We start from the raw sequence: 20,625 nt of genomic DNA, 5'->3' as shown, positions 1-20,625 counted from the left end.
GGCCGATGGCCCCGTTTTCTGAAACTGACCGGACCGCTGATGACTGATTCCCGCCCCGTCGTGACCCGCTTCGCGCCCTCGCCCACCGGCTACCTGCATATCGGGGGCGCGCGGACGGCCCTGTTCAACTGGCTCTATGCCCGCGGGCGGGGCGGAAAGTTCCTGCTGCGGATCGAGGATACCGATCGCGCCCGCTCGACCCCCGAGGCGACCGAGGCGATCCTGCAGGGCCTGCGCTGGCTGGGCCTGGACTGGGATGGCGAGCCGGTCAGCCAGTTCGCCGGCGTCGCCCGCCATGCCGAGGTCGCCCGCGCCATGCTGGAAAACGGCACCGCCTACAAATGCTTCTCGACCGCCGAGGAGATCGAGGCCTTTCGCGAAAAGGCCAAGGCCGAGGGGCGCTCGACCCTGTTCCTGTCGCCCTGGCGCGACGCCGATCCGGCCAGCCTGCCCGACGGCCCCCATGCGATCCGGCTGAAGGCGCCGCGCGACGGCGAAACCGTGGTGCGCGATGCGGTGCAGGGCGACGTGACCTTCGGCAATGCGCAGCTGGACGACATGGTGCTGCTGCGCTCGGACGGGACGCCCACCTATATGCTGGCGGTGGTGGTGGACGACCACGACATGGGCGTGACCCATGTGATCCGGGGCGACGACCACCTGACCAATGCCGCGCGGCAGATCCAGATCTATCAGGCGATGGGCTGGGACATCCCGGTCTTTGCCCATATCCCGCTGATCCACGGGCCGGACGGCAAGAAGCTGTCCAAGCGCCATGGCGCCGTGGGCCTGCACGAATATGCCGCCATGGGCTATCCGGCGGCAGCGATGCGCAACTACCTGGCGCGGCTGGGCTGGAGCCATGGCGACGACGAGCTGTTCGACGACGCCCAGGCCAGGGCCTGGTTCGACCTGGACGGCATCGGCAAGGCCCCGGCCCGGCTGGACTTCAAGAAGCTGGAACATGTCAGCGGCTGGCATATCGCCCGGATGGGAGATGCCGAATTGCTGGAGGAAATCGCGCGTTTCCGCGCCGCGACCGGCGCACCGCCGCTGTCCGAACGCCAGATCGCCCGGCTGCTTCCCGCGCTGGAGGCGCTGAAGGCCAAGGCCAGGACCCTGCCCGCGCTGCTCGACCAGGCGCATTTCGCGCTGATCGACCGGCCGGTCGCGGTCGAGGAAAAGGCGGCGGCGGCGCTGGATACTGTATCCCGTGGTATACTGACTGAATTGACTGCCGCGGTGCAGAATGCTAGCTGGGACCGCAACGAACTCGAAGCGGCAGCCAAGCGGATTGGCGAGTCGCACGGGCTGGGGCTGGGCAAGGTCGCGGCGCCGCTTCGCGCGGCACTGGCCGGGCGCAGTTCCACCCCCAGCGTGTTCGACATGATGTTGGCGCTTGGCCGCGACGAAACGGTGGCCCGGCTGCAGGATCAAGCGGGCTGAGACCCGCCCCCATCACCCGGCCTGCGGGCCGGAGACAGGTGAAAGGAACTGGGAATGGCAGAAGAAAAAGCCGCAAGACTGCATCTGGCGGGCAAGGACTACGACCTCGCGGTCCTGTCCCCGACCGCGGGGCCGGATGTGGTCGACATCCGCAAGCTCTATGGCGAGGCGGGCGTTTTCACCTATGACCCCGGCTTTACCTCGACCGCGTCCTGCGATTCGACGATCACCTATATCGACGGGGACAAGGGCGAGCTGTGGTATCGCGGCTATCCGATCGAGCAATTGGCCGCGCAGTCGCATTACCTGGAAGTCTGCTACCTGCTGCTTTACGGCGAATTGCCGACCCCCGACCAACTGGTCGATTTCGAGACCCGGATCACCCGCCACACCATGGTGCACGAGCAGATGCACTATTTCTTCCGCGGCTTCCGCCGCGACAGCCACCCGATGGCGACCATGGTGGGCGTCGTGGGGGCGATGTCGGCCTTCTATCACGATTCGATCGACATCAACGACCCGGTGCAGCGCGAGATCGCCTCGATCCGGCTGATCGCCAAGGTGCCGACCATCGCCGCCATGGCCTACAAGTATTCTCTGGGCCAGCCCTTCGTCTATCCCCGGAACGAGCTGGATTATGCCAGCAACTTCCTGCACATGTGCTTCTCGGTCCCGGCCGAGCCCTATAACGTCGATCCGGCCCTGGCCCGCGCCATGGACCGCATCTTCACGCTGCATGCCGATCACGAGCAGAACGCCTCGACCTCGACCGTGCGCCTGGCCGGCTCCTCGGGGGCGAACCCCTTTGCCTGCATCGCGGCCGGCATCGCCTGCCTCTGGGGCCCGGCGCATGGCGGCGCCAACCAGGCCTGCCTGGAAATGCTGCGCGAGATCGGCTCGGTCGAGCGCATCCCCGAATTCATCGCCCGCGCCAAGGACAAGAACGACCCGTTCCGGCTGATGGGCTTTGGCCACCGCGTCTACAAGAACTTCGACCCGCGCGCCAAGGTGATGAAGGAATCGGCCGACGAGGTGCTGGACCTGCTGGGCGTCCACAACAACCCGACGCTGCAAGTTGCCAAGGAGCTTGAGAAGATCGCGCTGGAGGACGAGTATTTCGTCTCGAAGAAGCTTTATCCGAACGTCGATTTCTACTCGGGCATCATCCTGGAAGCGATGGGCTTCCCGACCTCGATGTTCACCCCGATCTTCGCGCTGTCGCGGACCGTCGGCTGGATCTCGCAGTGGAAGGAGATGATCGCCGACCCGCAGAACAAGATCGGCCGCCCGCGCCAGCTTTACGTCGGCTCGCCGCGGCGCGATTACAAGCCGCTGGACGCCCGCTGAGCGCGACCGTCCAGGACCAGGATCGGCCCCGGACCAGTTCCGGGGCCGTTCTGCTGCGCCCCCATCACGTGCTTTGCTCGATCGGCTGGCAGGGGCGCGGCTATTCGCCCGAGTTCACCCGGAACATGAACGCCGTCGTCCTGGGCCGGCTGCGCGCCGATCCGCAGGTGCCGGTGGTCTTTACCGTCATGGCCGATTCGATCTGCGCCCCTTGCCCGTCGCGGCGCGGCATGGGCTGCGCCGCGGACGACCGGATCAGCCGGCTGGATCGGCGCCATGCCGCGGCGCTGGACATCCGCCCAGGCCAGCGCATGACCTGGGCCGAGGCCCAGGCCCGCGCCGCGGCGCGGCTGCAGCCCAGGGATCTGGAGCGGATCTGCAACGGCTGCCGCTGGCTGGGCCTGGGCATGTGCCAGTCCGCGCTGGCCAAGCTGCAGCAGCCCGACTGAAAGCCCCCGATCAGCGCTGCGGGCGGCGGCAAGGTCAATGTGACGCAGTTGCCGGCAGCCCCGCTGCAAGGGGCTTGCGCGCCGCCGCGGCCGGTGCGAAATCGGCACTATGACCGAGCATGACAAAATCGCGCTGATCACCGGCGCCTCGCGCGGCCTTGGCGCCGCTTTGGCCGAAACCCTTGCCGCGCGCGGCTGGCATATCCTGGCCGTCGCCCGCACCACCGGCGCGCTCGAGGAACTGGACGACCGCATCCGCAAGGCCGGCGGCTCGGCCACGCTGGCGCCGATGGACGTGGGCGAGCCGCAGGCCATGGTGCAGATGGTCCGGGCGGCGATGGAGCGCTGGGGCGGGCTCGACCTCTGGGCGCATACGGCGATCCATGCCGCGCCGCTGTCGCCGGCCGGGCATATCGACGCCAAGGATTTCCAGAAATCGGTCGACCTGAACATCGTCGCCACGCGCGGGCTGCTCAACCTGATCGAGCCGCTGTTGCGCGCCCGCCAGGGCACGGCGCTGTTCTTCGACGACAAGCGCGCCGGGCAGAAGTTCTTCGGCAGCTATGGCGCGACCAAGGCCGGGCAGATCGCCCTGGCCCAAAGCTGGCAGGCCGAGAACGCATCCCTGGGCCCGCGCGTCGTCATCGCCGAGCCGGCGCCCATGCCCACCGCGGTGCGCGCCCGCTTCTTCCCCGGCGAGGACCGCGCCCGCCTGACCCCCTGCCTGGCCGAAGCCGAGCGCATCCTGGCGGAAACCCTCTAGCCGCGCCGGCGCAAAGGGCCGGCCCCTCGCGCGCCAGTGCGAAAATCCGGTCCCTAGCGCGCCAGCGCGAAAATCTGGTCGATGTCCAGATGCGCCTCGAGATGCGCGGCCAGCCGGTCCAGCACCGTCTCGACCCCCGCGCCGTAATCCAGCGCCGAAGCTGCGCCGAACTGCCCAAGCCAGGCGGCGCGGAAAGCGTCGCCCGAGAACAGCCCGTGCAGATAGGTGCCGGCGACGCGCCCGTCGGGGCTGGTGGCGCCGTCCGGGCCGGGGATATGGGCGAAGGGGCGGGCGCAGTCCGGCCCCTCGGTCCGGCCCATGTGGATCTCGTAGCCCTCGACCGGCTGGCCGAGCGCGGTGCCTTGGGCCCGCGTCAGGCGCTTGTCGGGCGCCATGCGGGTCTCGACGTCCAGCAGGCCCAGGCCGGGGGTGCTGCCGGGGTCGCCGTCATGCCCCTCGGGGTCGTGGACCCAGCGGCCCAGCATCTGGTAGCCGCCGCAGATGCCCAGGCACCGCCCGCCGCGCCGCAGATGCGCGGCCAGGTCGACGTCCCAGCCCTGCTGGCGCAGAAAGGCCAGGTCGCCTCGCGTCGATTTCGTGCCCGGCAGGACCACCAGGTCGGCATCGCCCGGCAGCGCCTGTCCGGGCGGCACCATGGTCAGCCGCACCCCCGGCTCGGCCGCCAAGGGGTCGAGATCGTCGAAATTCGCGATCCGCGACAGCATCGGGCAGGCGATGTGCAGCCCGCCCGTGCCGCGGGTGCGGCGCAGGTCCACCGCATCCTCGGCCGGCAAAAGCGCGGCATCGGCGAACCACGGCACGAGGCCCAGGTCCGGCCAGCCGGTGCGCTGCGCGATAAAGACCCGGCCGGCATCGAAAAGCGAGGGATCGCCGCGAAAGCGGTTGATGACGAAGCCGCGGATCATCGCCGCATCCACCGGGTCGATCACCGCCTGGGTGCCGACGATCTGCGCGATCACCCCGCCGCGGTCGATGTCGCCGGCCAGCACTACCGGAACATCGGCGGCGCGGGCGAATCCCATGTTGGCGATGTCGCGGGCGCGCAGGTTGACCTCGGCCGGGCTGCCCGCGCCCTCGACCAGCACCAGGTCATGCGCGGCGCGCAACCGGGCAAAACTGTCCAGCACCGCGCCCATCAGCTGCGCCTTGAGCGCGCCGTAATCCGCCGCCGCGGCCCGCGCCACGGCGCGGCCCTGCACCACCACCTGCGCGGCGCGGTCGGTTTCGGGCTTCAGCAGCACCGGGTTCATGTGGACCGAGGGCGCCAGCCCCGCCGCCCGCGCCTGCAGCGCCTGCGCCCGGCCGATCTCGCCCCCGTCCGGGGTCACGGCGGCATTGTTCGACATGTTCTGCGGCTTGAAGGGCGCCACGCTGATCCCGCGCAGCCTGGCAGCCCGGCACAGCCCCGCCACCAGCAGCGATTTCCCGACATTCGACCCGGTTCCCTGGATCATCAACGCGCCCATGCCAGCCCCCGCTTGCCAATCCGCGCCTTGGTGACTAGATAGGCGCGTCGCTGAATGAAAGGCCCCGTGGTGGAAAACGTCGTTCTTACCGTGCATCTGATCCTCGCCGTGCTGCTGATCGGGGTGGTGCTGCTGCAGCGGTCCGAAGGCGGCGGCCTTGGCATGGGCGGTGGCGGAGGCGGCGTCATGACCGGCCGCCAGGCAGCCAATGCGCTGTCGCGCCTGACCTGGATCTTTGCCATCGGCTTCATCATCACCTCGATGACGCTGACGCTGATCGCCGCGCAGAACGCCTCCAGCGGCTCGATCGTGGACCAGCTGAACCTGGGCGGCACCCAACAGGCCCCGGCGACCGGCCTGCCCGGCATCGGCGACTACGTCCCGCCGCCCGGCGCGGGCCAGCCCGTGGTTCCGGGCGCCGGCCAGCCGGTCGCACCGCCTGCGACCGCACCTGCACCCGCCGCCGAGACCCCGACCGAAACCCCGGCCCCGACGCCCGCCGCGCCGACCGAGGGCAATGCCCCCGCGACCGCGCCGGTGACACCGCCGGCCGCTGCACCGGCGCAGGAAAGCCCGGCACCGGCCAACAACTGACACCACAACTTGGGGGCGCGACCGGCGCCCCTTACAACAACTTGCGGTCCGTTGCGGCCACGGGGCAAATCGGATATGAGTCGAGTCCCGTGATGCCGCCCAGATTCGGGCCGCGATCTTTTATTGGATTACTCACGGGGGCCCCTCGATGGCGCGTTACATCTTCATCACCGGCGGCGTGGTTTCCTCGCTCGGCAAGGGGCTGGCATCGGCGGCGCTGGGGGCGCTGTTGCAGGCGCGCGGCTTTACCGTCCGGCTGCGCAAGCTCGACCCCTATCTGAACGTCGATCCCGGCACGATGAGCCCCTTCGAGCATGGCGAGGTCTTCGTCACCGACGACGGCGCCGAGACCGACCTGGACCTGGGCCATTACGAACGCTTCACCGGCGTCTCGGCGCGCAAGACCGACTCGGTCTCGTCGGGGCGGATCTATTCCAACGTGCTGGAAAAGGAACGCCGCGGCGCCTATCTGGGCAAGACCATCCAGGTCATCCCCCACGTCACCAACGAGATCAAGGACTTCCTGGCCGTGGGCGAGGACGAGGTCGATTTCATGCTCTGCGAGATCGGCGGCACCGTAGGCGACATCGAGGGCCTGCCCTTCTTCGAGGCGATCCGGCAATTCGCCCAGGAACGCGCGCGCGGGCAATGCATCTTCGTGCATCTGACGCTGCTGCCCTGGCTGGCGGCAAGCGGCGAGCTGAAGACCAAACCGACCCAGCATTCCGTCAAGGAGCTGCGCTCGATCGGCATCGCCCCCGACGTGCTGGTCTGCCGCAGCGAGCAGCCGATCCCGGAAAAGGAACGCGCCAAGATCGCGCTGTTCTGCAATGTCCGCCCCGATGCGGTGATCCCGGCCTATGACCTGAAGTCGATCTACGAGGCGCCGCTGGCCTATCACCGCGCGGGCCTGGACCAGGCGGTGCTGGACGCCTTCCAGATCAGCCCGGCGCCGCGCCCCGACCTGACCCGGTGGGAGGACGTGATGGACCGGCTGACCAATGCCGAGGGCCAGGTCCGCATCGCCATCGTCGGCAAATACACCCAGCTCGAGGATGCCTATAAATCCATCGCCGAGGCGCTGACCCATGGCGGCATGGCCAATCGCGTCCGCGTCAAGGCCGATTGGGTGGACAGCGAAAAGCTGGAGGGCGAGGGCGCGCATCTCTTGGACGGCTATAACGGCATCATCGTGCCCGGCGGCTTCGGCGAGCGCGGCACCGAGGGCATGATCGCCGCGGCGAAATATGCGCGCGAGAAGAAGGTGCCCTACTTGGGCATCTGCCTGGGCATGCAGATGGCGGTGATCGAGGCGGCGCGGAACCTGGCCGACATGCCCGACGCGGGTTCCGAGGAGTTCGACCACGAGGCCGGCAAGACCCGCTTCACCCCCGTCGTCTATCACCTCAAGGAATGGGTGCAGGGCAATTACACCGTGCAGCGCAAGCTGAGCGACGACAAGGGCGGCACCATGCGGCTGGGCGCCTATACCGCCGTGTTGGCGCCGGGCTCGAAGATCTCGGAAGTCTATGACGGCGCGCTGGAGATCGAGGACCGCCACCGCCACCGCTACGAGGTAGACGCCAAATACCGCGACCAGCTGGAGGCGGCGGGGCTCAGCTTCTCGGGCATGTCGCCGGACGGGCGGCTGCCGGAGGTGGTGGAATACCGCGACCATCCCTGGTTCATCGGCGTGCAGTCGCACCCCGAGCTGAAATCCAAGCCGTTCCAGCCCGCGCCGCTGTTCGCCGGCTTCGTCCGCGCCGCGATGGAGAACGAGCGGCTGGTCTGAACCGCCGCGCCGCGCCATAGTGTCGGGATCCAATGGACGGTCCCGACATGCGCCTTGCCCCGATTCCGGTCCTGATGCTTTGCGCCTTGCCCGCGCTGGCGGATGCGCCGCTGTTCGTGCTGGACCAGACGCGCCTGCCCTTCGACCTTGGGCCGGGCGCGCCGCAGAACCAGCCCTCGCGGCAGGCGAACTCGCCGCATGCGGCCGCCAATTCGGCGGCAAGCCCGGCCAACAGCGCCTCGCGCTATGCCAATTCGCCGCGCAACCCGGCCAATGAGAAGCGGGTGATCTTCACCGCGGACGGCTCGGTCGTCGGCTATTACGCCCCGAACGGCGCGGGCACGCTGAACCTGTTCGACCTGGGCGGCAAGCGCGTCGCCTATCGCCCCAAGGGCAGCAAGAGCCTGTTTTCCAGCGACGGGCGCTGGTGCGGCACGGTGGCCGATGCCAGCGGCGGCGGCTTCGCCTTTGGCGTCACCCGCGACTGCGCCGGGCTGTTCTGAGGGGCGACACAGGATTGTCACATTGCAAGGCTAGATCGCAGGCAAGCGCAGCAGGAGATCCCCATGCAGGACCAGACACCCAAGGACTGGCTTGAAGCCGAACTTCAGGACACGCTCGACGAGGATTTCGAGATCGAGATGGAGGATGCGATCCTGTCCCAGGAAATCGCCCGCATCTATCGCGACACCCATCCCGACCAGATGCCGCGCGCCGACTATTTCCGCGAGCTGCTGCGGCTTCAGGCGGAGCTCATCAAGCTGCAGGACTGGGTGGCCCATCACAAGGAAAAGGTGGTGGTGATCTTCGAAGGCCGCGACAGCGCCGGCAAGGGCGGCGCCATCAAGCGCATCACCCAGCGCCTGAACCCGCGCGTCGCCCGCGTGGTGGCCCTGCCCGCCCCTTCGGACCGTGAAAAGACGCAATGGTATTTCCAGCGCTACGTCCCGCACCTGCCGGCCGGGGGCGAGATCGTGCTGTTCGACCGCAGCTGGTACAACCGCGCCGGGGTCGAGCGGGTCATGGGCTTCGCCTCCGAGGACGAGGTGCAGCAATTCTTCGACGACGTCCCGGAATTCGAGCGGATGCTGGTGCGTTCCGGCATCCGTCTGGTGAAATACTGGTTCTCGATCACCGACGAGGAACAGCAGATGCGCTTCCTGATGCGCATCCACGACCCGCTGAAACAGTGGAAGCTGTCGCCGATGGACCTGCAATCCCGCATCCGCTGGGAGGATTACACCAAGGCCAAGGAGGACATGTTCGAGCGCACCAATATCCCCGAGGCGCCCTGGTATATCGTGCCCGGCAACGACAAGAAGCGGGCGCGGCTGAACTGCATGGCGCATCTTTTGACCATGGTGCCCTACGGCCCGGTCCCGCACGAGGAGATCACCCTGCCCGACCGGGTCTTCAACCCCGATTACGAGCGCGAGGTGCTGCCGCCCGAGCTTTACGTGCCGCAACGTTACTAGGGCGGGATCGGGCTTGCGGCGGCGGCCCCGCGCGGCATGATCGGCACGGATCAGCCGCAAGGAGCCCGCCATGCCCAAAGCCTATTGGATCGGCCATGTCACGGTCGACGACCCCGCCGCATACGAAGCCTATCGCCAGGCCAATGCCGCCGCCTTTGACCGCTATGGCGCGCGTTTCCTGGTGCGCGGCGGCGCGCTCGAGGTGGTCGAGGGCCAGATGCGCCCGCGCACGGTGGTGATCGAGTTTCCCGACCTGGAAACCGCCCGCGCCTGCTATCGCAGCCCGGAATACCAGGCGGCGCTCGCCTTGCGGCAGCCCTGCTCGATCGCCGACCTGGCCATCGTCGAGGGCTGGGAATCTGCCTGACAAATTTCGCGCGGGATATTGTTGCGCCGCCAAAATACCCTAATATCCGGTCATGTTTCGCAATCTTCTGAGCCGGCTTTTCGCCGACCGCCCCGATTCCGCCCACCTGAGCGGCCAGGATGCCGAGGTCGCCATCGCCTCGCTGCTGGTGCGGCTGGCGCGCGCCGACGACCATTACGGCGCGGCCGAGCAGCAGCGCATCGACCAGGTGCTGGCCCGGCGCCGCGGCCTTGGCGCCGCCGAGGCGGCCGAACGGCGCGCCGCGGCCGAGATGATCGAGGCCGAGGCGCCCGATACCGTCCGCTTCACCCGCACCATCAAGGAGCGCGTCGACCTGCATGACCGCCAGGAGATCGTCGCCGCCCTGTGGGAGATCGCCTATGCCGACGGCGCCCGCAGCGCCCACGAGGAATCGCTGGTGCGGCTGGTGGCCGGCCTTCTGGGCGTGAACGACCGCGATTCGGCCTTGGCGCGGCAAAGGGCGCTGGACGATCTGGGGCTGTCGGGCAAGTGAACGCGCAACCCCGCCCCAACCCGCCGTCTCAGCCCCTTGCCGGGGCGATCCACGCCCCTGCCCTGCCGGCAAGGCCCGCGACGAAAGCGTTGCAATCGCGCGGCAAATATCGCCTCATATTCCCATGAGCCAGACAGAACCGACCATGGCCGCCCCCGTCACGGCCGCCGATCCCGCCGCCGATCCTGCGCGGGTGCCGGTGATAGAAATCAGGGATCTGCACAAGGCCTATGGCCCGCTTCAGGTCATCCGCGGCGTCAGCCTGGCGGCGCCGCGCGGCCATGTCATCAGCCTGATCGGCTCGTCCGGCTCGGGCAAGTCCACGCTGCTGCGCTGCTGCAACCTGCTCGAGGACAGCCAGCAGGGCGAGATCCTGTTCGAGGGCGAGGCGGTGAAATGGCGCGGCACCGGGTTGGCCCGCGTGCCCGCCGACCGGGCGCAGGTGACGCGGCTGCGCACCAACCTGTCCATGGTGTTCCAGCAGTTCAACCTGTGGTCGCACATGACCATCCTGCAAAACGTCATGGAGGCGCCGGTGCATGTGCTGAAGCGCGATGCGCGGCAGGTCGAGGCACGGGCGCGCGAATTGCTGGCCAAGGTCGGCATCGGCGACAAGGCCGACGCCTGGCCGGCGCAGCTGTCGGGCGGCCAGCAGCAGCGCGCCGCCATCGCCCGCGCGCTGTGCATGGAGCCCAGGGCGCTACTTCTGGACGAACCGACCAGCGCGCTCGACCCCGAATTGCAGCAGGAGGTGGTGCGGGTCATCAAGGATCTGGCGGCCGAGCATCGCACCATGCTGCTTGTCACCCATGACATGCGGCTGGCGGCCGATGTCAGCGATCACGTCGTCTTCCTGCATCAGGGCCGGATCGAGGAAGAGGGACCGCCGGCGCAGCTTTTCGGCGCGCCGCGGTCCGAGCGGCTGCGCCAGTTCCTGAGCGCCACCATGGCCGAATGAAAGAACCGACAGGAGAGCAAGGACATGAAGAAACTGACGCTTGCCGCCGCAGCCTTCGCGCTGACCGCGGGCATGGGCATGGCCCAGACGGTGCGCATCGCCACCGAGGGCGCCTATCCTCCCTACAACCTCATCAACGACCAGGGCCAGGTCGCCGGTTTCGAGGTCGATCTGGGCAACGAGCTGTGCAAGCGGGCCGAACTGCAATGCACCTGGGTCAAGAACGACTGGGATTCGATCATCCCCAACCTGGTATCCTCGAACTATGACGCCATCATGGCGGCGATGAGCATCAACGAGGAACGCAAGCAGGTCATCGCCTTCACCGAGGATTACCTGCCGCCGGCGCCCTCCTCCTATGTAGCGCTGGACGAGGGGGCGAACCTGGAAACCGGCATCGTCGCGGTGCAGACCGGCACGGTCCAGGCGTCCCATATCGCCGACACCCAGGCCACGATGCTGGAATACCCCAACATCGACCAGGTCTTCGCCGCCGTCCGCAATGGCGAGGCCGATGCGGCCTTCGGCGACCATGAGGTCATGCGCCCCTTCGTCGAGGACAGCGACGACCTGATCTTCGTGGGCGAGCAGGTCCGGCTGGACGAGGGCATCGGCATCGGCGTGCGCCAGTCCGACAACGAGCTGCGCGAAAAGCTGAACGGGGCGATCGCCGCGATGAAGCAGGACGGCAGCCTGAACGCGCTGATCAAGACGCATTTCGGCGAGGATGCGCAGACCTACGAATGACATCACTGATGCCGCCGCGGTCCCTGCCGCGGCGGCCAAACCGGCGGCATGATGCTTTCCCATTGCACCGACCCCTCTGCCCTGCAAGGGCTTGCCTGGTTGTCATGCTATCTGACGACCGGCAACCACATGCTGTTCTATGCCAGCTTCGGCACGGTGCTGTTGCTGCTGGCGATCACCGCGCCGGTGGCGCTGCTTTTCGGCTTCGGCGGCGCCATGGCCTCGCGCTCGCGCATCGCCGGTGTGCGCTGGTTCGGCCGCATCTATACCTCGATGGTGCGCGGCGTGCCCGACATCATCTTCTTTCTCTTCGTGCCCATCGCGCTGGACCAGGGCTTCGAATGGCTGCGCTCGCGCGTCTATTGCGACCCCTCGGTGCCGGTGCGGCAGGGCAATGAGTTCATCGTCTGCGCCGCGGCCAAGCTGCCGCTTTCGACCAGCCCGGAATGGGTGCATCAGGCCTATGGCATTTTCCTGGCGGTGATCGCCTTTGCCGTGGTCTTCGGCGCCTTCGCGGCCAATGTGCTGCATGGCGCGATGAACGCGGTGCCGCGCGCGCAGCTGGAAACCGCCGAGGCCTACGGCATGACCCCGCGCCAGGTGAACCGGCGCATCCTGGTGCCGCAGATGTGGACCTATGCCCTGCCGGGCCTGGCGAACCTGTGGATGATCCTGATCAAGGCCACGCCGCTGCTGTTCGTGCTGGGGGTCGAGGACATCGTCTATTGGGCGCGCGAACTGGGCGGCGCCAAGACCCGCGCCTATGCCTATCCGCATCCCGACTGGCGGCTTTACTATTTCCTGGCCATCCTGGTCTTCTACCTGCTGATGACCTGGGGATCGGAGCGGATCTTCGACCGCATCCGGGCCAGGCTGTCGCGGGGCCAGGCCACCGCCGCCGGCGAGGCGATGCGAAAGGCCGCGACATGAACCAATGCCTGCAAACCATCCAGGACTATGGGCTGCGGTCGCTTGGCCTGGGCGAAAGGCTGCTGCCGCGCAGCGGATTTACGCTGTGCGAGCAGGTCACGCTGATCGGCTCGGGCCTGATCTGGAACGTCTATTTCGCTGCGCTGGCGCTGCTTTTCGGCTTTTTCCTGGCCAATGCGCTGGCCGTGGCCAAGGCCAGCCGCAACCCCTGGGCCAGGAAGCCGGCCGAGTGGTTCATCTTCCTGTTCCGCGGCAGCCCGCTCTTCATCCAGTTCTTCCTGGCCTATGAGCTGCTGGTGCAGCTGCCGCGCGCCGGCATCGACGTGCTGGGCATCACCGTGCAGACCAGCTGGATGACCCGCGCCTGGGCCGGGGCGCTGCTGGTGCTGATGCTGAACACCGCCGCCTATTCGGCCGAGATCTTCTACGGCGCGCTGCGCAACCTGCCCAAGGGCGAGCTTGAGGCCGCCGACGCCTATGGCATGGCCGGCTGGACCCGCTGGCGCCGCGTGGTCTGGCCCACGGCGATGCGGCTCGCCTGGCCCGCCTATACCAACGAGGCGATCTTCCTGTTCCACGCCACGACGCTGGTGTTCTTTTCCGGCTTCCCGGCCTTCCAGCAACGGGGCGACGCGCTTTATTACGCCAATTATTTCGCCGACAAGACCTTCAACCCCTTCATCGCCTATCCGATCGTGGCGGGCTATTTCGTGCTGCTGACCCTGGGACTGATCGCGCTGTTCGGCCTGGTGAACCGGCGGCTGAACCGCCACCTTCCCGGCGCGGCGAAGAAGATCCGTTACAGGCCCAATCTCATCAGGTGACCCATGGACTGGCTGCGCGAGCATCCCGACGTCAAGACCATCCGCATCGCCGCCGCCGACCTCAACGGCGTGGCGCGCGGCAAGCGCGTCCCGGCACGCTTTGCCGACAAGATCCTGACCGAGGGCACCAAATTCCCCTTCTCGGTCCTGAACATGGACATCTGGGGCGAGGATATCGAGGACAGCCCGCTGGTCTTCCAGGCCGGCGACCCCGACGGGCTACTGCTGCCGACCGAGCGCGGCTTCATGCCCATGCCCTGGCTCGAGGCGCCGACCGGCCTGCTGCCGATCTGGATGTTCCATCTGGACGGCCGCCCCTATGAGGGCGATCCCCGCCAGGCGCTGGCCCGCGTGGTCGAACGCTACAAGGCCGCCGGCCTGACCCCGATGGTCGCGACCGAGCTGGAGTTCTTCCTGATCGACGATTCGGGCGGCCAGCTGCGGGTGCCGCCCAGCCCGCGCTCGGGCAAGCGCCGCACCGGGGCGGAAACGCTGTCCCTGCGCGCGCTCGACGCCTTCGACCGTTTCTTTACCGCGCTCTACGACGCCTGCGAGGCGATGGACATCCCCGCGGATACCGCGATCTCGGAAGCCGCGCCGGGCCAGTTCGAAATCAACCTGATGCACCAGCCCGACCCGCTGAAGGCCGCCGACGACGCCTGGCTCTTCAAGCTGCTGGTCAAGGGGCTGGCCCGGCGCTACGGCTTTGCCGGCTCCTTCATGGCCAAGCCCTACGAGGCATGGAACGGCTCGGGCATGCACATGCATTTCTCGGTGCTGGACGCACAGGGCCGCAACGTCTTCGACAATGGCGGCGACGAGGGCTCGGACGTGCTGCGCCATGCCGTCGCCGGCTGCCTTGCCGCCATGCCCGGCTCGACGCTGCTGTTTGCCCCGCACGAGAACAGCTACGACCGGCTGGTGCCGAACGCCCATGCGCCGACCGGCATCGGCTGGGCCTATGAAAACCGCACCTCGGCCATCCGCATCCCCTCCTCCGGCCCCAAGGCGCGGCGGATCGAGCATCGGGTGGCGGGCGGCGACGTGAACCCCTACCTGACCGTCGCGGCGGTGCTGGGCGCGGCGCTGAACGGCATCGAGGACAGGGCCGAGCCGCCGCCGCCGATCCAGGGCAATGCCTATGAGCAGGGGCTGGAGCAGCTTCCCGGCAGCTGGGGCGCGGCCATCGACGCCTTCGAAACCTCGCCCGAGATCCGGCGCATCTTCCCCGCGCATCTGATCGAGAATTTCGTCATGACCAAGCGGCAGGAACTGCACTACATGGCCGAGCTTTCCGACGACGAAACCGTCGAGCTTTACCTCGACACGGTCTGACCCGGCGGCTTCCGCACCTCACCGGCCGCCCGGCCTTCAGGCCGCCAGCACCCCGGCCAGCGAGTTCGGCGCGCTATGGGTGATGCGCACCCGCACCAGGTCGCCGACCTTCGCCGCCGGCGCCTCGACAAAGACCGCGTGCAGATAGTCCGACTTGCCGACCATCTGGCCGGGATTGCGGCCGGGCTTTTCGAACAGCACGCCCAGCTCGCGCCCGACCATGCCTTCCTGCGCCGCCTTCTGCTGGCTCGACAGCAGCGCCTGCAATTCCTGCAGGCGCGCATCGGCCACGGCGCCCTCGACCTCGGGCCGCTCATAGGCCGGGGTGCCGGGACGCGGAGAATACTTGAAGCTGAAAGCGGTGCCGAAATTCACCGCCCGCACCAGATCCAGCGTGTCCTGGTGGTCCCGGTCGGTCTCGCCGGGGAAGCCGACGATGAAATCGCTGGTCAGCATGATGTCGGGCCGCGCCTCGCGGATACGCTCGATCAGCCGCAGATATTGATCGACGGTGTGGCGGCGGTTCATCGCCTTCAGGATGCGATCCGAACCCGACTGCACCGGCAGGTGCAGATAGGGCATCAGCTTCGGCTCGTCGCGATGCGCCGCGATCAGGTCGTCGGCCATGTCGTTCGGGTGGCTGGTGGTATAGCGGATGCGGTCGAGCCCGTCGATCTCCGCGATCGCCCGGATCAGCCGGCCAAAGCCCCATTCGGCCCCCTCCGGCCCCTCGCCATGCCAGCCGTTGACGTTCTGGCCCAGAAGCGTGATCTCGCGCACGCCGCGCCCGACCAGGTCGCGCGCCTCCGAAAGGATGCGCGAGACCGGGCGCGACACCTCGGCCCCGCGGGTATAGGGCACCACGCAAAAGGCGCAGAACTTGTCGCAGCCCTCCTGCACGGTCAGGAAGGCGGCGGGCGCGCGCCGGGTGGCGGCGGGCTTCGGCAGATGCTCGAACTTGTCCTCGGCCGGGAACTCGGTATCGACCCCGCCGCCCGCCCGCACCATGGCCGGCAGCCGGTGATAGGCCTGCGGCCCCACCACCAGGTCGACGATGGGCATGCGGCGCTGGATCTCGCCGCCCTCGGCCTGGGCGACGCAGCCGGCGACGCCGATCTTCAGGTCGGGCTTCTCCGCCTTCAGCGGCTTCAGCCGGCCCAGGTCGGAATACAGCTTCTCGGCCGCCTTTTCCCGGATATGGCAGGTGTTCAGCAGCACCATGTCGGCGTCCGCCTGGTTCTCGGTCAGGACATACCCTTCGGCGCCCATGGCTTCGGCCATGCGCTGGCTGTCATAGACGTTCATCTGGCAGCCATAGGTCTTGATGAAAAGCTTCTTCACCGCCGGGGCGGGCTTGCTGGCTGGGTCACTCATGCCGTGCTGTCCTTGGGATCGACGCCTGATACAGGAAAACGCCCGGCTTGGAAAGACCGGCCGCCCCATGCCCGGCGCCCGGCTTCTTCGTTGCCCAAATACCCGAATCCGGCCTCAAAGCCGGTAGATGGCCGAGAATTTCTCCTCCAGGTAGTCGAGCAGCGGCCCTTCGCCGACATCGGCCCCGGTCGCCTGCCCGATCAGCGCGCGCACCGGGTAAAGCCCGCCATGGCGCTGGACGTTCTCGCGCAGCCATTCGACGGCCGGGTCGGCCTCGCCGCGCGCCAGCGCCTCGTCCAGGTCCGGCACCGCAGCACGCAGCGCGGCATGCAGGCAGCCGGCATAGACGTTCCCCAGCGCATAGGTCGGGAAATAGCCGAACAGCCCCACCGCCCAATGCACGTCCTGCAAGACGCCATTGGCCGGCCGGTCCACCGCCACGCCGAAATCCCGCAGGAAGCGGGCGTTCCAGGCCTCGACCAGATCCTCGACATCCAGCCGCCCGGCGATCAGGTCGCGCTCCAGGTCAAAGCGCAGCATGATGTGCAGGTTGTATTGCACCTCGTCGGCCTCGGTGCGGATGAAGCCGGGGGTGACGCGGTTCACGGTGGCATAGAAGGCATCGGCATCGGGCACCGAAAGCCCGCCGAAGGCGTCCGACATGCGCTGGTAAAGCCAGCCGGTAAAGGCGCGGCTGCGGCCCAGCTGGTTCTCGTAGATCCGGCTCTGGCTTTCATGCGCCCCCATCGAGACGCCGCGGCCGAGCGGCGTAAAGGCATAGTCGCTGTCGATGCCCAGCTCATAGCTGGAATGCCCGACCTCGTGGATGGTCGAATAGAGGCAGTTGAAGGGATCGGCCTCGACCACCCGCGTGGTGATGCGGCTGTCCTGCCAGCGCCCCGAGCTGAACGGGTGGACGGCGATGTCCATCCGCCCGCGCGTCCAGTCATAGCCGAAGGCGGTGGCGCAGGTGCGCGCCAGGCGCAGCTGGGTCTCCTGCGGGAAATGCCCGGCCAGCGGCTCGGGCTGGAAGGCGGCGCCCAGCACGTCCTCGCGCAGCGCCACCAGCCGCGGCCGCATGGCGTCGAACAGCTGCGCGATCTCGGCCTGGGTGGTGCCCGGCTCGTAATCGTCCAGCAGCGCATCGTAAAGATCGCCGCCATCCGCCAGGGCCGAGGCCTCCTCGCGCTTCAGCATCAGGATGTCGTTCAGCGCCGGCAGGAAATCCTCGGGCGCGTCCTTGGCACGGGCATCGGCCCAGATGCCCTGCGCCAGCGAGGTCTGCCGCGCCAGCTCCGTCGCCAGCCGCGACGGGATGCGCGAGGCGCGGCGATGGTCGCGCGCGATCAGCTCGATGACGCGGGCATCCTCGTCGTCCTCGGGCTCGGCCTGGTCCAGCCATTCGCCGATGCGCGGATCGGTGCGCCGCTCGTGCAGCACCGCTTCCATCGCCGCCATCTCCTCGGCGCGCTGCTCGACGGCGCCCCGCGGCATCACGGTTTCCTGGTCCCAGGCCAGCCGCTCGGCGACCGAGGACAGCGCCTCGGTCTGGCGCTGGAAGGCGAGAAGATCGTCGAAAGCGCTCATCGGACAGTCCCCCGGACCGAAGTTTCGATTGGATAGCGCGCATGGTGGCGCGCGCGCAGGATCAGCGTAAACAGTGCCACGGCTCCGATCTGATGCGCCAGTGCCAAAGCCAGCGGCGAGGCATGCAGCACGTTCATGATGCCCAGCGCCACCTGCACCGCGACCGCCGCGATCATCGCGGCATAGGCGCCGCGCGTCACCGGATGCGGCGAGCGGCGGGCGCGCAGGAACACCACCACGGCAAAGATTGCCAGCAGATAGGCCACCATGCGGTGGATGAACTGCACCAGCGCCGGGTTCTCGAAGAAGTTGCGCCAGCCCAGAGCCGCGTCCCAGATCTCGGCCGGGATCCATTCGCCGCCCATGGTGGGCCAGCCGGTATACATGCGCCCGGCGTCGATCCCCGCCACCAGCGCGCCCAGCAGGATCTGGACGAAGGCCAGGTGCATCAGCCCGGTGGTCATCGAGAAAAGCTTGCCCTCGCCCGCCCGCCGCGCGCGCAGCAGCGCCGCCTCGGACCGCGACAGCGCCAGCACCTGCCAGGCGATCATGCCCAGGATGGCGAAGGCCAGCCCCAGATGCGTGGCCAGCCTATAGGAGGCCACGCGCACCATCTCGCCCGACAGGCCCGAATGGACCATCCACCAGCCGATGGCGCCCTGCGCGCCGCCCAGCACGCCCAGGCCCAGCAGCCGCGGCACCCAGCCCGCGGGGATGCGCCTGGTCGCCAGGAAAAAGACGAAGCCCGCCGCCCAGACCAGTCCCACCAGCCGCCCCAGCAGCCGGTGCGACCATTCCCACCAATAGATCCGCTTGAAACTCGCCAGGTCCATGTCGGAATTGACCAGCTGGAACTGCGGGATCTGCCGGTACTTGTCGAACTCGGCCTGCCAGGTCGCGGCATCCATCGGCGGGATCGCCCCGGTCACCGGCTTCCATTCGGTGATCGACAGGCCCGAGCCGGTCAGCCGCGTCGCGCCGCCCAGCGCGATCATCGCCGCGACCATGACGAACAGCACGATCAGCCAGATGCGGATCGCGCCGCGCGCGCCCTTGGGTCCGGCGTCGATCATGCCGCCGGCGGGCGGCGTGCTGCGGGGGGTCGTCTCGGTGACTTCCTGAAAGACGGGACGTCTTGCCATGTCAGCTTCCTTCTCGATCGGGCGCGACCTTGGCCCGCCCGCGCCCGGAAATCAATCAGCCGCGGCGGATCAACTGCCGCAGCATGCCGTGGAAGATGCGCGTGTCGGCGCGGGTCAGGGGCAGCCGCGACCAGAGGTTGCGCAATGTCAGCTTCATCGCCGGCGCCTTCTCGGGCGGGAAAAAGAAGCCGGCCTCGTCCAGCCGCTCTTCCCAGTGATCGGCCAGCCGCTCGATCTCCAGCCGCGTCGCCTGGGCTTCGCCGTCGGGGCGGCGGCCATGCGGGGCGGGCTCGGGCGGCAGGCTGTCCTGCGCCCATTCATACCCGGCCAGCAGCACCGCCTGCGCCAGGTTCAGCGAGGGGAAGTCGGGATTGACCGGCACGGTGATGATGGCATTGGCGCGCGCCACGTCCTCGTTCTCCAGCCCCGCGCGCTCGGGGCCGAAGATCACCGCGACCCGGCCGCCCTGCGCGACCCGGCCGCGGGCATCCGCCATGGCCGTGGCCGGGGTCAGCACCGGCTTGGTCAACTCGCGCCCGCGGGCGGTGGTGGCATAGGCGTAATCGACATCGGCCATCGCCTCGGCCAGGGTCGCGAAAACCCGCGCCCGGTCCAGCACCCGGCCGGCCGCGCCCGAGGCCATGGCCACGGCGCGCGGGTTCGGCCAGCCATCGCGCGGCGCCACCAGGCGCATGTCGCTCAGGCCGAAATTCAGCATGGCGCGCGCGGCCGCGCCGATGTTTTCGCCCATCTGCGGGCGGACAAGGATGATCGCCGGTTCCATGGCCGCGGCCATATCCTTCCGCAGACCCACTGGCAAGGCGCGCGGCGCTGCGCTATCTGCTGGCGGAACTCCAGGGGATGACAGCGCCATGACAGACCAGCCCAATTCGCCGCAACTCTACCTGATCGCCCCGGTCGGCGCGGCCGCCTCGACGCTGGGCCCGATGCTGGCCGAGGTCATGGACCGCTTTCCCGTCGCCTGCCTGCGCATCCCCGGCGCCGGCACCGAGGAGGAGCTGGGCCGCATCGCCGATCTGGCGCGCGAGATCGCCCATGCCCGCGACGTGGCGGTGGTGATCGAGGACCATGTCCAGCTGGCGCAGCGCCACGGGCTGGACGGCGTGCATCTGACCAATGGCGCGCGCGGCGTGCGCCATGCCCGCAAGGAACTGGGCCAGGACGCCATCGTCGGCACCTTCTGCGGCGCCTCGCGCCACGACGGCATGAACGCGGCCGAGGCGGGGGCGGATTACGTCAGCTTCGGCCCCTGCGGCGCCACCGCGCTCGGCCATGGCGAGACCGCGCCGCTGGACCTGTTCCAATGGTGGTCCGAGATGATCGAGATCCCTGTGGTCGCCGAGGGCGCCCTGACCCCCGCGCTGATCGGCCAGCTGGCCCCCGTCGCCGATTTCATCGCGCTGGGGGCAGAGATCTGGTCCGAACCGGACCCGGCCGAAGCCCTGGGGATTCTCTGGCGCTGACGGCCCTTGC

Annotated in this window: 21 protein-coding genes; 16 read left to right on the top strand and 5 right to left on the bottom strand. The window is 68.4% G+C overall.

Features of this window, described 5'->3' with window-relative positions; all coding sequences use genetic code 11:
* Positions 1–39 precede the first annotated feature (39 nt).
* The 4 genes from gltX to FE811_RS06545 all read left to right on the top strand — a co-directional run bounded on the left by gltX (position 40) and on the right by FE811_RS06545 (position 4,005).
* Positions 40–1,446 (top strand): glutamate--tRNA ligase, encoded by a 1,407-nt coding sequence (gene gltX, locus FE811_RS06560; protein WP_116220582.1) that lies wholly within the window; start codon positions 40–42, stop codon positions 1,444–1,446.
* Positions 1,447–1,500: 54 nt separating this feature from the next.
* Positions 1,501–2,793, top strand: coding sequence for a citrate synthase (gltA, locus tag FE811_RS06555; protein WP_036756401.1), 1,293 nt, complete (start codon positions 1,501–1,503; stop codon positions 2,791–2,793).
* Positions 2,794–2,861: 68 nt separating this feature from the next.
* Positions 2,862–3,242 (top strand): DUF1284 domain-containing protein, encoded by a 381-nt coding sequence (locus tag FE811_RS06550; protein WP_036756400.1) that lies wholly within the window; start codon positions 2,862–2,864, stop codon positions 3,240–3,242.
* A gap of 109 nt (positions 3,243–3,351) precedes the next feature.
* Complete coding sequence (locus FE811_RS06545; RefSeq protein WP_036756397.1) at positions 3,352–4,005, top strand: SDR family oxidoreductase; 654 nt, start codon at positions 3,352–3,354, stop codon at positions 4,003–4,005.
* 53 nt (positions 4,006–4,058) lie between these two features.
* Here FE811_RS06545 and FE811_RS06540 read toward each other — a convergent pair whose 3' ends face one another.
* A complete protein-coding gene (locus FE811_RS06540; protein WP_116220581.1) occupies positions 4,059–5,492 on the bottom strand; it encodes a cobyric acid synthase in 1,434 nt (477 codons plus the stop codon).
* 54 nt (positions 5,493–5,546) lie between these two features.
* Between FE811_RS06540 and secG the strand changes: the two genes are divergently transcribed.
* From secG to FE811_RS06485, 11 genes are all read left to right on the top strand, one after another.
* Positions 5,547–6,086, top strand: coding sequence for a preprotein translocase subunit SecG (gene secG, locus FE811_RS06535; protein ID WP_116220580.1), 540 nt, complete (start codon positions 5,547–5,549; stop codon positions 6,084–6,086).
* Positions 6,087–6,234: 148 nt separating this feature from the next.
* Positions 6,235–7,878 (top strand): CTP synthase, encoded by a 1,644-nt coding sequence (locus FE811_RS06530; protein WP_114538040.1) that lies wholly within the window; start codon positions 6,235–6,237, stop codon positions 7,876–7,878.
* Between the two features lie 32 nt (positions 7,879–7,910).
* Positions 7,911–8,381 (top strand): hypothetical protein, encoded by a 471-nt coding sequence (locus FE811_RS06525; protein WP_255469683.1) that lies wholly within the window; start codon positions 7,911–7,913, stop codon positions 8,379–8,381.
* A 63-nt stretch (positions 8,382–8,444) separates the two neighbouring features.
* Positions 8,445–9,353 carry a polyphosphate kinase 2 gene (ppk2, locus tag FE811_RS06520; RefSeq protein ID WP_116220579.1) on the top strand — a complete coding sequence of 303 codons (909 nt, stop codon included), beginning with the start codon at positions 8,445–8,447 and terminating at the stop codon, positions 9,351–9,353.
* 70 nt (positions 9,354–9,423) lie between these two features.
* Positions 9,424–9,720 (top strand): DUF1330 domain-containing protein, encoded by a 297-nt coding sequence (locus FE811_RS06515; protein ID WP_036756385.1) that lies wholly within the window; start codon positions 9,424–9,426, stop codon positions 9,718–9,720.
* 52 nt (positions 9,721–9,772) lie between these two features.
* On the top strand, positions 9,773–10,234 hold the full coding sequence (locus tag FE811_RS06510; protein ID WP_036756383.1) for a TerB family tellurite resistance protein: 462 nt from the start codon (positions 9,773–9,775) through the stop codon (positions 10,232–10,234).
* A gap of 145 nt (positions 10,235–10,379) precedes the next feature.
* On the top strand, positions 10,380–11,192 hold the full coding sequence (locus FE811_RS06505) for an ABC transporter ATP-binding protein (protein ID WP_052095955.1): 813 nt from the start codon (positions 10,380–10,382) through the stop codon (positions 11,190–11,192).
* A 24-nt stretch (positions 11,193–11,216) separates the two neighbouring features.
* Positions 11,217–11,939 (top strand): transporter substrate-binding domain-containing protein, encoded by a 723-nt coding sequence (locus tag FE811_RS06500; RefSeq protein ID WP_036756377.1) that lies wholly within the window; start codon positions 11,217–11,219, stop codon positions 11,937–11,939.
* 51 nt (positions 11,940–11,990) lie between these two features.
* Positions 11,991–12,869: an ABC transporter permease gene (locus FE811_RS06495; RefSeq protein ID WP_036756452.1), complete on the top strand. Its 879-nt coding sequence runs from the start codon at positions 11,991–11,993 to the stop codon at positions 12,867–12,869.
* On the top strand, positions 12,866–13,693 hold the full coding sequence (locus FE811_RS06490) for an ABC transporter permease (RefSeq protein WP_036756374.1): 828 nt from the start codon (positions 12,866–12,868) through the stop codon (positions 13,691–13,693). The genes FE811_RS06495 and FE811_RS06490 overlap by 4 nt, the downstream gene beginning before the upstream one ends.
* 3 nt (positions 13,694–13,696) lie before the next feature.
* Entirely contained in the window at positions 13,697–15,028 is a 1,332-nt protein-coding gene (locus FE811_RS06485; RefSeq protein WP_116220578.1) for a glutamine synthetase family protein, read from the top strand.
* 36 nt (positions 15,029–15,064) lie between these two features.
* Here FE811_RS06485 and miaB read toward each other — a convergent pair whose 3' ends face one another.
* From miaB to FE811_RS06465, 4 genes are all read right to left on the bottom strand, one after another.
* The gene (gene miaB / locus FE811_RS06480; RefSeq protein WP_052095953.1) at positions 15,065–16,402 is read right to left on the bottom strand and encodes a tRNA (N6-isopentenyl adenosine(37)-C2)-methylthiotransferase MiaB; all 1,338 of its coding nucleotides are present in this window, start codon (positions 16,400–16,402) and stop codon (positions 15,065–15,067) included.
* A gap of 114 nt (positions 16,403–16,516) precedes the next feature.
* Entirely contained in the window at positions 16,517–17,989 is a 1,473-nt protein-coding gene (locus FE811_RS06475) for a carboxypeptidase M32 (RefSeq protein WP_116220577.1), read from the bottom strand.
* Entirely contained in the window at positions 17,986–19,131 is a 1,146-nt protein-coding gene (ctaA, locus tag FE811_RS06470; protein ID WP_072462983.1) for a heme A synthase, read from the bottom strand. The genes FE811_RS06475 and ctaA overlap by 4 nt, the downstream gene beginning before the upstream one ends.
* 55 nt (positions 19,132–19,186) lie before the next feature.
* Complete coding sequence (locus FE811_RS06465) at positions 19,187–19,927, bottom strand: RNA methyltransferase (RefSeq protein ID WP_116220576.1); 741 nt, start codon at positions 19,925–19,927, stop codon at positions 19,187–19,189.
* Positions 19,928–20,003: 76 nt separating this feature from the next.
* Between FE811_RS06465 and FE811_RS06460 the strand changes: the two genes are divergently transcribed.
* Positions 20,004–20,615, top strand: coding sequence for a thiamine phosphate synthase (locus FE811_RS06460; protein WP_036756358.1), 612 nt, complete (start codon positions 20,004–20,006; stop codon positions 20,613–20,615).
* Positions 20,616–20,625 lie beyond the last annotated feature (10 nt).

This window comes from Paracoccus sp. FO-3, from assembly GCF_006386455.1.
Classification (GTDB): Bacteria; Pseudomonadota; Alphaproteobacteria; order Rhodobacterales; family Rhodobacteraceae; genus Paracoccus; species Paracoccus versutus.
This window is presented reverse-complemented; position numbering and strand designations above follow the sequence as displayed.